The sequence below is a fragment of the Chryseobacterium cucumeris genome, from assembly GCF_001593385.1.
Lineage (GTDB): Bacteria > Bacteroidota > Bacteroidia > Flavobacteriales > Weeksellaceae > Chryseobacterium > Chryseobacterium cucumeris.
In genome coordinates this window covers 1-15,365 of sequence record NZ_LUVZ01000045.1, presented here as the reverse complement: position 1 = coordinate 15,365, position 15,365 = coordinate 1, and the positions used below count along the sequence as shown (strand labels likewise).

The window sequence follows — 15,365 nt, the reverse complement described above, 5'->3', positions numbered from 1 at the left end:
AGCCGTTAACACCTGTTGACGGCTTTTTTTATGAACAAATAGAAACAGTCTTACTCAGTTCCTGTGTTTTTTGTATGTTTGTTACATCAAGCGATTAATCAATTATTACATTTTAAATTAAAATATGGATTTCGAAGACTTTATCATTTCACCAAGAAATTTCAAAACAGAAAGCTGGCAGATAGGAAATCGGATTACAAAAGATATCAGAGAAGACAGTATTGTTCTTTTGTTTGTATCAGACTACAGAGGTGCGGGCGGCGATGCGGAAGTGCAGGATTTTACGGCGGTAAGAAAAGAATTTTACAAGCTTTCGCAGATGGACTTCGAAATTCCTGTTGTTGATCTCGGAGATCTGGTGTCCGGAAAATCTGTTCAGGATACTCATTATATCTTACAGGAAGTGCTGTCGGCATGTCATTATAAAAGAGCTATTCCGGTAATTATTGGTGGTTCCAATGATTTTGCTTTCTCATTATTTTCAGCATTGAATTTCCATAAGAAAAGCCTCAATTATACCCAGATTAGTAATATTATCTCTCTTCAGCAAGGAGAAAGCATCAATGAACATACTTTTTTAAGCAAGATTTTCGGAGCCAAAAATTTCTCCATTAAAAACTACCATCATCTGGGCTACCAGAAACATTTGAATGAAATGGATTCCGTAAGGCTCATCAAAGAAGTAGAGTTTGATATTATCCGACTGGCTGAAATGATGAATTCTACAGAAAAAACAGAACCGTTCTTCAGAAAAGCAGATCTGGTGACCGTAAACTGTGATGCTATTGAAAGCTTTAGTGAACCCTTTTCAATGAATCCGCAGGTAAATGGGTTGAACAGAAGAGAAATCTGTGCCTATATGAAGGAAATCGGATTGAGTGAAAACCTGAAATCTGTCGGGATTTTTAATTATAATATTTATTCTGAAAACCAGCTGAATCATCAGCTTTTAGCACAAATGCTGTGGTATCTGATTGAAGGAATCAATATCCAGCATTCCCATCCTAAAGAAAGGCATTATGAACTGTTCTATGTTTTGATAGATGACAGGCAATATGCATTCAGGCGTGATACTTTCAGTAATTTGTGGTATTTTGGTGATGATGAAAATATAGAAAACTGCATTCCCTGCTCCAGAAAGGATTTTGATGAAGCTAAAAAAGGCTGGTTGAATGCAAGACTGACGAAAATTTAATGTATGACAAATGTTCCCTCAAGAGTATCCATTATTGTTCCCGTTTATAATGTAGAAAATTATTTGACAAAATGCCTTGACTCCCTGGTGAAGCAGAGTCTTCCTGATATTGAGATTCTTGTAGTGAATGACGGAAGTAAAGATAATTCTGAACAAATAATTAAAGAATTTGCACAAAAATATCCGGATAAAATAAAAGCTTTTACCAAAGAAAACGGAGGGCTAAGTGATGCCCGTAATTTTGGAATTGATAAGGCTACCGGTGATTACATTGGTTTTGTAGACAGTGATGATTATGTCACCGAAACTATGTTTGAAGAAATGCTTCTTTTAGCAGAAAAACACCAGGCGAAGATGGTGATCTGTAATATTCAGAAAGTAGACGAAAATGGAAAAATTATCCAAAAACTGACCCAGCTTCCCAATATGCCTGAGAAAATACTACTTGGAGATTATTTTTCTGTTTTTTCAGATATCAGCTATTTTGCATGCAATAAGCTGTTTAAAAAGGAGCTTTTTAATCAGAAAAGATTTAAAAAAGGAATTCATTTTGAAGATATTCAGCTTATTCCACAGCTTTTGCTGGAATGTGAAACCATAGCGCAGACTCAGAATTTTCATTACCAGTACCTTGAACGTACTGATTCTATTACAAAAACCCATACGGAAAAAGGGATTGATATGTTAAAAGCCGTGTCTGATGTGGAAAAAATATTCAGTAAATCCCCATATTCCCACAAAAAAGAAGAGTTGAAAAATTTTCAGATTTTTGAAGGCGTATACTCATTTTTAGCCTATCTGGCCTTTGTTAAAAAAGAAGAAATATTTTATAGTATGTCGGATCAATTAGCTCTTTTTATGAAGGAAAGACAAATAAAAATTCAAGATATATTGAAGTATAGTCGTTTTGGTAAGAATTATCTTTTATCTTTGCCTTTGAAGAAAAAGATTTTTTATCTGTTGTTTTTTGCAGGACAAAAAAGATTGATAAGAAAGTTGATTTAGTAAACACAAATGTAAGTACTATTGTTTCGGTCAATAGAAAATGATAATAAAGTTCTATTATGATTTTTTATTTTGGAGATACAAGTGCTGAATTAGAAAAGAATGAAAAACTTTGAATTGTTCTTAAGCGGATCGGGGATACCTATTTTCTATATAAAAATAGGATTAGGTTTCGTATTCTCCTTTTTAATTACATTTTTCTCTATTCCTACCATTGTCAAGATTTCAAGAAGAAAGAATCTGATGGATGAGCCTGGAATAAGAAGCTCGCACCTTAGAGAAATTCCCAATCTTGGTGGAATTGCCATCTTTTATTCAATTGGAATCTGTGCCTCTATTTTTGCCTATGAATTGTTTGATCTCTACAAATTTTTATTTGCTTCATTAATTATCCTGCTCTATGTGGGGGTAATGGACGATATTGTTGTAATGAGGGCTTACAAAAAACTTGTTGCACAAATTGTTGTGTCTTCCCTCATTGTTATTGGTTCGGATATCAGAATAAGAAGTTTATTCGGAATCTTCGGCGTATACGAACTGGAGTATTTCGTAAGTGTGATATTCAGTATCGTAACATTTATTATTCTGATTAATGCGTTCAACCTGATTGACGGGATAGATGGGCTTGCAGGAGGTTATTCCGTTATCTGTAGTGCTTTATTTGGAATAAGCTATTACCGTTTGGGAGAATATAACTATCCGCTCGTAATACTATCTGTTGTTATCATTGGGACTGTATTGGCATTTTTGTATTATAATTTGTCAAACTACCGTACCCGAAAAATATTTATGGGAGATACCGGTTCTATGCTCCTTGGCTTTTTATTGGCTTTTACATCCATTTGTTTTATAGATATTTTTATAGATAAGAAACTCATCGATGTTCCAAGATATCACCTTCAGTCTGCTCCTGTAGTTGCGGTGGCCATTTTGATTCTTCCGATCGTAGATACTTTAAATGTAATTATGATCAGACTTTACAATAAAAAATCCCCATTTGATGCCGATAAAAACCATATTCATCATAAGCTGTTAAAATTGAACCTTACCCATAGGAGATCAACTTTTTATATTATCCTTTACTATTTGATGATTGTTGGAGTAGCTTATTATTTAAGACATATTAATGTCAATCTTTTATTATTGGTGATCCTTTCAATAGGTTTTTTGGGTGCTTATCTGCCAGATTTGCTATATCGATTAAGAAATAACAAAAATTAACAATTAAATATTACTTTTGTAAACAATATTATATATATGATGAAAAACTTTAAATATTTATTTTTAATATTCCCTCTTTTAGTTACCTCATGTATTACAACAAAGGATGTAAGATACTTACAGCCAAGTGAGAGTCTCGTAATTAATGAAGAAGGTCTCGTTCCCTACAATATTCCTGTATACAGGATTACCAAAAATGATATCCTCAATCTTAACATTGTAACAACTCCCAAAGGAGATGCTGCACAGTTTTATTCTTCTTACAATTCCTCAGGAGGAATTGGAGCAGGATCCGGAATCGCAATAAGCCCTGCCATGTCTGGAGGCAGTTCTGTAGGAGGTGGAATTGGGAATAGTTCCAGTGCGAGCAGGGGAGGAAATATGAATTTTTATTTTAATGGCCTGAAGGTAGACTCTAATGGTGATATCAATGTTTTTGGAATTGGCTATGTAAAAGCCGAGGGGAGAACATTAGAGGATATCAGAAAAGAAATTCAGGAAAAAGTAAATGAAAATTTCCAGGAAGGAAAGTCTGAAGTAAGACTGAATACAGACGGTATCACCTATTATATTCTTGGTGATGTAGAAACAACAGGACTTTCAGGAGAGAAAGTAGCCCATAAAAATACCCTTACCATTACTGAAGCTTTAGCTATCAATGGTGGGCTGAACAGAACGATCGACAAAAAAGAGATCGTTATCCACAGAAAACTTCCGGAAGGAATCAAAATTGCTAAAATAGATCTTACCCGCGAAGATCTTATGAACTCTCCTTTCTATTATGTGCAGAATGGTGATGAAATTTATCTGAACACAAGAGCAAAAAGCTTGAATGGATTCGGAAAGGACCCTATTCAGACTTTGACAACAGGAGTTTCGGTGATTACTACAGCATTGTCTATTTATTTACTTCTTAAAAATCTTTAGTCATGATTCCAGAAAGAGTAAACGCTGCAGAGAAGAATAATTCTCAGAAAGAAAAGTATGGATCATTTGCATTATTTGATTTAGAACACTTTTTAAGAAGGGTTCTTAAGAACTGGTATTGGTTTGTATTCATGTTTTTTATTGGCTATACGCTTGCATGGGGATACACTCACTACTATGCACAAAATATTTATGCATCAGATTTATCATTAAGTACTTCCAGTAAAGGGTCTGAGTTTTTACCAACACAGGCTAATCAATCTATCAACTTCATTTGGGGAGATACCGGAAATCAGGATGGACTTTATCTGAAGAAAATGCTTTTATCCAGATCGCATAATGAATTTTTGGTAAAAGAACTTGACCTTTTTGTCAATTATTCTACTAAAGGACTGATAAAATCTACCTATCTGGATAAAGATGACTCACCTGTCTTTCTTCAGATCGATAAAAACCATCTTCAGCAGATTAATTATCCTATTACCCTGATACCCAAAGGAGATGGAGCCTATCAAGTAGTTTTACCCGAAGAAGGAGAATCTACCAACTTGTATAATTATGAGATTGAAGGCTTCCAGAGTATCAACGCATATAGCAGACCCGCTGATAAAATCATTAAAATCAATGAGTGGTACAATTCCCCAAACCTGAGATTCAGACTGGTTAGAAATCCTGTTCCCACTAAAATCAAGTTGGATAATATCATTGTAAAACTGAACTCAGTAAATGAGAGTGTAAATGAGATTGTTTCTACTACAGGTGTTGACTTTGATAAAGAGATCAGATCCATTATGATTATTACCAAAACAGGATATAATCTTAATAGTACAGTTAATTTCCTTAATAAATCTGTTGCAGAATTACAAAAAAAGAGATTGGCTGATAAAAATATAGTTAATAAAAACACAGACATCTTTTTAAAAGAAAATCTGGATAATATCCGTAAAAAGCTTGATTCAAGTGCTAATGTGCTGAATTATTTAAAAACCTCAGAAAAACTTTATAATATTAAAGACAGAGATGAAAAATCTCTTGAGAAAATAAAAGAGTTGGAAGCTAAAAAAGCTGATATCATAAGCAAAATCAATTCACTTAACAATATAAAGAACACGCTGCAGTCTCAAAATTTTGATAAAATGATCGGAACCAATGCTGCTGGTTTTGAAGATGGCGTATTCTCAGCAACCGTTTCTGAACTGAAAGCTCTGTATACCAAAAAAGCAGAAATGGCTTCTATTTATAAGCCTTCATCAGAGCCGATGAGAGAAATCAACAGGCTTATTGATGAAGCAAGAATGGGATCATCGAATAGCTTAAGAGGATATTATAGCAGATATTATGATGAGATCAACAAAATTGACCGTGATATTTCAGGAGCCAATTCAGATTTAGCATCTTATCCTGAAAAAGAAAGAAGATATCTGGATGCAGAAAGAGGTTATAATATGATCGAGGCCACTTATAATAGTCTTCTGGGAAGACAGAGTGATACTAAGATGAGAATGGCGACCAATCAATCCGATATTACAGTGATTGACCCTGCAAAAAATCTGGGACAAAGACCTATCGGGCCTAATGTCAAGTTAGCGAAAACTGCCATTATCTCTGGATTGTTGCTGCTTCCATTACTCTTTATCTTTGTAGGTGAAGTATTAGACAGTAAAATCAGAAATATTAAAGAGCTTTTAAGTGCTACAAAAATTCCACTTCTCGGAGTAATAGGAAATAACAGCAATGAAAATATGCTTACCGTTCTGGAGCAGCCAAAATCATCTGTATCAGAAGCCTTCAGGGGAATAAGAGCCAATATGAGATTCCTGATGGACAATGAAAGTGAAAAAGGAAAAGTTATTTTGATTACTTCATCCATTGGGGGAGAAGGAAAAACTTATATTTCTATCAATCTGGCATCCGTAATAGGATTAAGTGATAAAAAAACAATCTTATTAGGAATGGACCTTAGAAAACCGAAAATCTTTGGAGACTTTAAGATTGATAATAAATATGGGATCTCAAATTATCTTACAGGTGAAGTAGATATTGACCAGATTATTAATAAAACCAAGATCCCTAATCTTGATGTTGCTACTTCAGGTCCTATCCCTCCAAATCCATCTGAGCTATTAATGAGCCAGAAAAATATCAGATTTATAGAAGAACTTAAAGAAAAATACGATTTCATTATTATAGATTCACCACCTGTAGGGCTTGTGGCGGACTCCTATGAGCTGATGAAGTATTCGGATGCTAATATTTATGTTGTACGCCATGAATACACAGAAAAATATATGCTTAAAATGATTACTGAAAAGTATCATAATGACGAAGTTAATAATTTAGGACTTGTCTATAATGACTATAATACCAAGCAAGGCTACGGATATGGCTATGGTTACGGTTATGGATATGGCTATGGTTACGGTTATTTTGATGAAGATAAAAATTATAAAGAGCCATTACTGATAAGGATCAGAAATAAAGTACAGGTATTATTCAACAAAAAATAAAGCATTAAACCCTCATTTAATGGGGGTTTTTTCATATTTAAAGTATTTTCATTCTATGAAAAAAAGAATATTTTTGCCACTTTGCCGTTTACTTTATAACAAATTATGTTTTTTTGTTTATTTTTAACTAAACATTAAGATTATCATTAATATAAAAATGTTTTATATTTGCAAAAATTAAATTTTAAAATAACCATAAATCCATATTCTTTTATGAATAAAAAATTATTGTTTAGCTTCCTTGCCTTCCTTGGAGTGGTAAGTGTTAAAGCACAAAGAAACGAATTGGGAGTTCGTCTAGGTATGAGTAACCTAGTGGGAGATGTAGGAAGGACAAATTATATTTTACAGAAGCCGTTGGATTTAAGCAGAGCGTCAGATTGGGGCATCCCATTTTATGGTGGTTTATTATATAGATTTAATTTTAATCCGCATCAGACCGTTAGATTGGATTTGGGATACAATCAGATTCAGTTTAGTGATAAAGCGGCGAAAGAAGATTATAGAAGAAATAGAAACTCATACGGAAAAAACAATGTGTATGAGGCGAGTTTAATGTTTGAATATAATTTTTTCCCTGTAAATAATGAGCAGATCAGCATGCTGAGCCCTTACATCTTCGGAGGTATTGGTGCTTTGATGTTTGATGCTCCTAAAGCTACTCTTGTAAATGATTTCAGGAGAGATGCTGATGGTGTAGCACAAGCTCCAATCAATGAATTGGATTTTACAACCACCACAGATTATTCACTAGGGAAAAAAGTAACAATGCATATTCCTTTTGGGGTGGGTTTGAAGTATAAATTCAACCATTCCTGGGCTATATTTGCAGAAGCTACATTCAGATATACATTGACGGATCAGTTGGATCATAGTAAGATCCTTTCCAAAGATGTAAAAACTTCTTTTAATGCTGATATTTTGGATCCCGCTACAGGTGGTTCATTATTACAGTCAGGAAATTATTATGCGGTTTCTAAAGAAAGAGAAGCAGAGTTTATTAAAAAGAGAAATATTGGAGATGGAAGATCCAACGACTGGATAAATACTTTCAGTTTAGGACTTACATATTCGTTCGGAAGACCTCCATGTTATTGTGAATAATATGTCGTTGATTAAAGAAAAAATAAATTCTGAGAATTTACCAAAACACGTAGCCATCATTATGGATGGTAATGGGAGATGGGCAAAATCTCGTGGCGAAGAAAGAACTTTCGGTCACAAAAATGCTATTAATGCAGTAAGAAATGCCATTAATGCATGTAATGAGATTAATATCCCTTATTTAACACTGTATACATTCTCTTCAGAAAATTGGAATCGTCCAAGTGAAGAAGTGAATACCCTTATGAATCTGTTGGTAGAGACCTTACTGCTGGAAGCAGAAGAGATCTTCAGCAAAGGATTGAGAATGCATGTTATAGGGAATCTTGAGAAACTGCCTACAATAGTAAAAGAGCAGTTGGAACGTGTGGTAGAGCTTACAAAAGAAAACACAAAAGGAAACCTTGTATTGGCTATTAGCTATGGCTCGCAAAATGAAATACTGGAAGCCGTAAAAAATATAAGTTCTGATGTAAAAGAGGGAAAAGTAGAGATAGAAAATATAAACGAAAGTTTATTCGAAAACTATCTTTATACAAAAGATTTTCCTCCTGTAGATTTACTGATCAGAACCAGCGGCGAAATAAGGATAAGCAACTTCCTGCTTTGGCAGATTGCTTATGCAGAATTACAGTTTTTAAATGTTCTGTGGCCGGATTTCACCAAAGATATTTTCTTCCAATGTATTGTTGATTATCAAAACAAGGAAAGAAGATATGGTTTAACCGGTGAACAGGTAAATGGCCAATAAAATTTTAAGAAAAGAAAGACTCGATAAAATGAAGTTTAGACTATTACCCATCATTATGTTTGCTGCTTCTGCACATTTTTATGGACAAGTAACTCCACAAGACAGCACAAAAGTAAATAATGCTGTACATGCAGAAAATGAGGCAGGAACTTATACACTTAAAGACATCGTTGTAGATGGGGTAAAAAAATATACACCAGCTCAGATCTTAAGATTTACGGGCCTTACAAAAGGAGAAAGTGTAGACATTCCGGGACAGAAAATCAGCAACGCTGTAAAAAAGCTTTGGGATACCCAATCTTTTTCTGAAGTGGAAGTTTATGTTCAAAGTATTGAAGGACAAACGATTGTTCTGAAATTTCATCTACAGGATCTGAAAGAACTTGGAGAAGTTAAATTTGCAGGAAAAGGAATCGGTAAATCTAAAAGTGAAAAACTGGCAAAGGATAATAACCTTAAACCAGGAACTAAGATTACTCAGAACTTAGTTTCAAGCCTTAAAACCCATGTTCCTAAAGATTATATCAAAAAAGGTTTTGCAGATGCTAAAATCACTATTGAGGATAAAGTCAATGCAGGTGATCCTTCTTTGGTAGACTGGACAATCAATGTAGATAAGGGTAAAAGAATCAAAATTGATCATATTGAATTTGAAGGAAACGATAATGTAACCGATAGAAAACTTAGAAATAAAGCTTTCAAAGAAACTAAGCAAAAGCGTTTCGGTATCGGTGGAATATTAAAGTCCTCAAAATTCATTGAAGATAAATATCAGGAAGACAAGCAAAGTCTTATCAGTTATTACAACTCCCTCGGATACAGAGACGCTAAAATTGTTTCAGATTCAGTATGGAGAAACAAAAGAAATAACTACGAAATCAATGTAAAACTTAGCGAGGGTAAAAAATATTATATCGGGGATGTTACATTCACGGGTAATACTGTATACGCGACAGAATATTTACAAAGATTATTAGGATATAAGAAAGGTGATATCTACGATGCTGTAGGTTTCAACAAAAAAGTCGGTGAAGACGGAGGTAAAGAGGATGATTCAGATATTAAATCTGTTTACATGAACAATGGTTATCTTTTCTCAAACGTAACACCTGTTGAAAAATCAGTAACAGGAGATACTGTAAACCTTGAAGTTAGAATTAATGAAGGTGAGCAGGCTACCTGGAATAAGGTAACATGGCAAGGGAATACAACAACCCATGACCACGTAATTCTTAGAGCACTAAGAACAAAACCAGGAGAGCTATTCAAGAAAACAGAAATTAAGAGAACCTATTTCGATTTAGCAGGGATGTCATTCTTTGACCCTCAGCAAATCGGACAGGATATCCAGCCAAATCAGGTGGATAATACTGTAGATATCAACTGGAAACTAGTAGAAAAAGGATCTTCTCAGGTTCAGCTACAGGCAGGTTACGGTGGTAACAGCTTCATCGGTACTTTAGGATTAACATTTAATAACTTCTCATTAAAGAATTTCCTTAAGTTTAAAGATTTCAAACCGGTACCTCAGGGAGACGGACAAACGTTCTCGGTTCAGGTGCAGGCAGGACAGTACTTCCAGAACTATGGAGTATCATTCACTGAACCTTGGCTATTTGGTACAAGACCAACAGCTCTTTCTGTAAGTTTGAATAACTCAAGAGTAAGATATACAGATCAATATGGAGACGCTCAGAAATTGAACATTTTCTCTGCTTCAGTAGGTCTGAACAGACTATTGAACTGGCCGGATGACTATTTCTCTCTTTATACTGGTTTACAGTTCCAGAAGTATGACTTCAAAAACTATCCATTCCAGTTTGGAGATTCCACTGAAAATAATGGTACTGCCAATAACTTCAGTGTCAACTTAGGATTGAGCAGAAACTCTGCAGGTATTGACCCTATTTTCCCAACAACTGGATCCAATATCGAGCTTTCAGCAAAACTGACTCCTCCATACTCATTGTTTAAGAAGAAAGATTACTCCACAATGTCTGCCATTGACAAATATAAGTGGATGGAATTCTATAAAATCAAGTTTAAAGCAGATGTTTACAATGAAATCATTGGAAAACTGGTCTTGAGATCTTCTGCAGAAATGGGATTCATGGATGGATATAACAGCCAATTGGGTGCTCCGCCATTCGAAAGATTCTATATGGGAGGTACAGGTCTTTTCGGAGGTCGATATGATGGTAGAGAATTGATTCCTTTAAGAGGTTATGAAAATGCCACTACAGAAGGAGGCCAGGCAGAAGATATTACACAGAAAGGAGGAGGTACAATCTATAACAGATTTACTTTAGAATTAAGATATCCGATCTCAATGAGCCAGACTGCAAAAATCTACGCATTGACATTCGCTGAAGGTGGTAACGTATGGAATTCATGGAGTTCTTACAGCCCATTCCAGTTGAAAAGATCTGTCGGAATTGGTGTAAGAGTTTATATGGGAGCATTTGGATTGATCGGATTCGACTTTGCGCTAGGTCTTGATAAGACTATTTCTGGTGATAAGTCTGGATGGAGAAACCACTTCTTGATGAACCAAACATTATAATTATAAATATGAAGCACTTTAAAATAATTTTCACGTTCGCATTCCTCTTGCTTTTCGGGTTGAACAATGCCCAAAAAATAGGAGTAGTGGATACTAATGAAATTTTGAATAAATTACCTCAGTATAAAGAAGCTGAAGCTAGGTTGAATTCTCAGATTGATACCTGGGAATCTGAACTTCAAAGCCTTCAGTCTGAATATGAAAGAAAAAAGGCTGCTTTTGAAAGTGAAAAAGTTTTATTGATAGGTGACCAGCTTAAACTTAGAGAAAAAGAAGTTATCGATCTTGATAAAAATATTAAAACAACAACAAGCTTACGTTTTGGAGCTAACGGTGAAATTACAAAACTGAGAACAAATCTTGTTCAGCCATTTCAGGATCAGATTTGGGGAGCTATCAAAACAATGTCCGAAAAAAATGGCTTGGGCATAGTTCTTGATAAAAGCAATAACATTAGTGTTATTTTCCTTCAGTCAAAATATGATTACACCGAAAAAGTATTGTCTATTCTATTAAAAGGGACAGACAAGAAGGAAAAGACAAATAGCAAAGGCAAAAAATAATCAGAGAATTAACTTTTGCTATATTTTAAAATCTAAAAACAAATTAAATTATTTATTTACCAGTTATGAAAAAATTAAGTGTATTATTTGCAGCAGTAATGATGGTTGTATCTGTAGGTATGGCAAAAGCTCAAAAAATTGCTACTTTAGATGTAATGGGAGTTCTTAACGCAATGCCGGAGAAAAAGAAAGCAGATGCTGATCTTAAAACATTCTTGGATACTAAACAAGCTGAGATTAAGAAAAAAGCTGACGCAGCTCAAACTAAATATCAGCAATACCAAACTGAAGCTCCTAAGAAAACAGCTGAGGAAAACAATGCTAGAGAAGCAGAAATGAAAAAATTAGCTGAAGAAATCCAGCAAATGCAGGAAAAAGCTCAAAAAGATCTTCAGTCTAAACAAGATGTAGCTTTCGCTCCTATTGAGAAAAAATTAAACGATGCCGTAGAAAAAGTAGCTAAAGCTAGTGGATATGATTATATTATGGATGCAAACTCAACAGCATTCCTTTATAAAGCAGGACCAGACGCTACTCCAGCTGTGAAGAAAGAACTAGGAATTCAATAATTTCAGCAAATTAACAAAGATTTATAAAACTAACCACCTCTTTTAGAGGTGGTTTTTTTATTTTTGCCGAATGGAAAAAGAAGTATCAACTACGGTCAAAGTTAGGTTTAGTGACTGTGATCCAATCGGACATTTGAATAATGTAAAATATCTTGAGTATATGTTCAATGCCCGGGAAGATCATGTAGAAACATTTTATGGATTTACCTATGAAGAATATACCAAGCAAACCGGCTGTACCTGGATTGCTATTCAAAATGAAATAGCCTATCTGAAAGAAGTAAGATATAATACGCAGGTAGTGATCAGCAGCAAGACCATCGATGTACAGGATAGAACAGCAAAAGTCGAAATTCTGATGAAAAGCCTTGATGAAAAAACAATTCATGCTGTACTTTGGGTAACCGTTATTTATTTTAATGTCAAAACAAGAAAATCTGAAGTTCATCCCGAAGATATCAAAGAAATTTTTGATAAATTTTATGTAGATCTTATCCAAAAAGACTTCCAGTCAAGAGTGAAGTTCTTAAGATCTCAGAATGCCAAGAACTCTTAAACCTACTTCTTGTTGAAGGTCCCAATTTAAAAATTAATAATAAACAAATGAAAAAAATAGCAGTAATAGGGAGTAACGGACAATTAGGAAACTGCATAAAAAAGATTGCTCCGGATTTTGAACATCTATATGAATTCTTATTTACAGACTCATCCATTTTAGATGTTACCAATGAAGAGCAGGTGAATGATTTCTTTTATGATAACAAACCTGATTATTGCATCAATGCCTCTGCATATACCGCAGTTGATCTGGCGGAAAAAGAAAAAGAAAAAGCCTTTGCCGTAAATGCTGGTGGAGTAGCTCATCTTGCTCAGGCATGCGCAGATTATAAATCTGTTCTGATTCATGTTTCTACAGATTATGTTTTTGATGGTACCACAAATCTTCCATACTCTGAAGATGATTTTACAAACCCGATAGGAGTATATGGTGCATCAAAAAGAGAAGGAGAAGAGCTTGCTCTGGAAATTAATCCAAAAACAATCATCCTAAGAACTTCATGGCTGTATTCTGAATTTAATAAGAATTTTGTGAAAACAATGTTAAATCTTTTCTCTCAAAAAGAAGAGCTGGGAATCGTTGCTGATCAGTTTGGGCAGCCTACTAACGCAAACGATTTGGCAGAAGCTATTATGAGGATTATTGAAACGCCACAGAAAACCTATGGGATTTTCCACTTCTCAAACTATCCGGAGACAACCTGGTTTGAATTTGCCAGAAAAATTGCTGAATTTTCAAAATCATCAATAAAATTAAATCCATTAACAACCGAACAGTACCCAACACCTGCCCAAAGACCTGTAAGAAGTACCATGTCTTTGGATAAAATAGAGGAAGTTTACAAAATAGAACCTAAACATTGGGAAAACAGTCTTGAAGAATGTGTCGATATCCTTTCACACTAATACTATATATATGAAAAATATTGCAATCCTCTTTTCCATGTTATGTATCCAGTTGTGGAGCGCACAAAATGTTTATATGACCAGAGTTGAAAAAACAAATGACAACTCAGATAAATTCTTACTAAGAAAAGAAGCCGTAGCAGATGCTATTTATTTAGGAGAAGTAGAAGTACAGGGTTTTTCAAAAGATGATGCACTCGTATTTTCTCTGGTATATAAAAAAGCAAAAGAGATTGGTGCCAATACATTCGAATTAAAACCTTTCGAAAATGTTGATGGTACACCTCAGGCATTCAATGCTGCCAATTATAAAATCGCTTTATATTATACACCCAAAGAAAAACTAGCAGCTAAACATGGTGAGATGTATATATTTGCCTCTTCTGAAAAAGATCAAAAGATCAACATCAACCGTAAAGATTATACAATCTCTCCAAGATCTTTTTTAAAATTAAAAATTGTCCCGGGAGAAATTTATACCATCTCAACCAAAAAACTTTTAGGCTCTACGGTGAAAGTTCAGCCAAAAGCTAATGATGACAACCTCTATTTTCAGGTTTCTTCTCTAAAAGTAAAACCAGATAACTCAGGAGTAGGAGGTTTGAATCTGAAATCCGGGGATATTATTGGCCTGGAGAAGTCCTACGCTGAGTTTTTGAGCTTAATATATAAGGAAATCAAACATTAGAAACATTCTATACTAAACAATTGTAGGTTTTGGCCTATATAAATCAACAATAGGAACGGGCTTCAGCCCGTTCTTTTATATAATCTTTGTACTGAGCTTTAGCTCAAATGTATTTCCAGTCACATTTTTTACAGGCTTTATTGAAAATCTTCCCTTATCTTATTATATATATCAATAGGGAACGGGCTATAATCCTGAGCTTAGTCAAATGAATCCCATTTAATAAAGATACTCCCTCCATTTGAATTCAATTCAAACCTGCACCTTATTATTATAGATACCTTATTTGATGTTCCACCCCCAAAATCCCACATCTCATCGGCCGAATAATCCCCTCTCGTCTACTCCTCCAAACAAATGTTTAAAATTTTTCTCTCTGCCTTCCAGCTGATTAGGATAAAAACCTATCCGAATATGAAATTTATGTTAAATAAACTTGTTTTGCGTTGTATGAAGTTACTATCTTTGCCCCACTGAAAAACGAAAGACATTCAGTAGCGCAGAAGAGCCTTTAGCTGGGCAGAAACGATATTACTTCCAAAAAGAGACGGACGAAAAAAACTTTAAAACTTTTTGAAAAAAAAGTTGCCAGTTTAAAAAGAGTTTGTATCTTTGCAGTCCCAATTAGAGGGAGCGCAGGAGTAGAGAGATTAAGGTTTTGAGAAGGATTAAGGTTACTTAAAAAAACTTTAAAATTTTCTTCAAAAACATTTGGTCATTAAAAAATAAAGTTTTACTTTTGCACTCGCAAATACGGAGCGACACTGACAGAGAGATTGCTTCGTTGAAAAGCGAAAGATATAAAGAT

General features: G+C 34.5%; 13 protein-coding genes. All 13 read left to right on the top strand.

The window, feature by feature from the left end:
- Positions 1–124: 124 nt before the first annotated feature.
- Positions 125–1,195, top strand: coding sequence for a formimidoylglutamase (locus A1704_RS20800; RefSeq protein ID WP_062675936.1), 1,071 nt, complete (start codon positions 125–127; stop codon positions 1,193–1,195).
- Positions 1,196–1,198: 3 nt separating this feature from the next.
- Complete coding sequence (locus A1704_RS20795) at positions 1,199–2,200, top strand: glycosyltransferase family 2 protein (RefSeq protein ID WP_062675935.1); 1,002 nt, start codon at positions 1,199–1,201, stop codon at positions 2,198–2,200.
- A gap of 102 nt (positions 2,201–2,302) precedes the next feature.
- On the top strand, positions 2,303–3,421 hold the full coding sequence (locus A1704_RS20790) for a glycosyltransferase family 4 protein (RefSeq protein WP_062675934.1): 1,119 nt from the start codon (positions 2,303–2,305) through the stop codon (positions 3,419–3,421).
- Positions 3,422–3,457: 36 nt separating this feature from the next.
- Positions 3,458–4,348 carry a polysaccharide biosynthesis/export family protein gene (locus tag A1704_RS20785; protein WP_062675933.1) on the top strand — a complete coding sequence of 297 codons (891 nt, stop codon included), beginning with the start codon at positions 3,458–3,460 and terminating at the stop codon, positions 4,346–4,348.
- Positions 4,349–4,350: 2 nt separating this feature from the next.
- Entirely contained in the window at positions 4,351–6,855 is a 2,505-nt protein-coding gene (locus tag A1704_RS20780) for a polysaccharide biosynthesis tyrosine autokinase (protein WP_062675932.1), read from the top strand.
- A 213-nt stretch (positions 6,856–7,068) separates the two neighbouring features.
- Positions 7,069–7,959, top strand: coding sequence for a type IX secretion system protein PorG (porG, locus tag A1704_RS20775; RefSeq protein ID WP_062675931.1), 891 nt, complete (start codon positions 7,069–7,071; stop codon positions 7,957–7,959).
- Between the two features lies 1 nt (position 7,960).
- Positions 7,961–8,710 (top strand): isoprenyl transferase, encoded by a 750-nt coding sequence (locus tag A1704_RS20770; protein WP_062675930.1) that lies wholly within the window; start codon positions 7,961–7,963, stop codon positions 8,708–8,710.
- A 28-nt stretch (positions 8,711–8,738) separates the two neighbouring features.
- Positions 8,739–11,273 carry an outer membrane protein assembly factor BamA gene (gene bamA / locus A1704_RS20765; protein WP_062676117.1) on the top strand — a complete coding sequence of 845 codons (2,535 nt, stop codon included), beginning with the start codon at positions 8,739–8,741 and terminating at the stop codon, positions 11,271–11,273.
- Positions 11,274–11,281: 8 nt separating this feature from the next.
- Complete coding sequence (locus A1704_RS20760; protein ID WP_062676116.1) at positions 11,282–11,836, top strand: OmpH family outer membrane protein; 555 nt, start codon at positions 11,282–11,284, stop codon at positions 11,834–11,836.
- Between the two features lie 65 nt (positions 11,837–11,901).
- Positions 11,902–12,405, top strand: coding sequence for an OmpH family outer membrane protein (locus A1704_RS20755; protein ID WP_062675929.1), 504 nt, complete (start codon positions 11,902–11,904; stop codon positions 12,403–12,405).
- A gap of 70 nt (positions 12,406–12,475) precedes the next feature.
- Positions 12,476–12,961: an acyl-CoA thioesterase gene (locus A1704_RS20750; protein ID WP_062675928.1), complete on the top strand. Its 486-nt coding sequence runs from the start codon at positions 12,476–12,478 to the stop codon at positions 12,959–12,961.
- Between the two features lie 47 nt (positions 12,962–13,008).
- Positions 13,009–13,869: a dTDP-4-dehydrorhamnose reductase gene (gene rfbD, locus A1704_RS20745; RefSeq protein WP_062675927.1), complete on the top strand. Its 861-nt coding sequence runs from the start codon at positions 13,009–13,011 to the stop codon at positions 13,867–13,869.
- Positions 13,870–13,879: 10 nt separating this feature from the next.
- Positions 13,880–14,557 carry a hypothetical protein gene (locus tag A1704_RS20740; protein ID WP_062675926.1) on the top strand — a complete coding sequence of 226 codons (678 nt, stop codon included), beginning with the start codon at positions 13,880–13,882 and terminating at the stop codon, positions 14,555–14,557.
- The last annotated feature ends 808 nt before the right edge of the window (positions 14,558–15,365 follow it).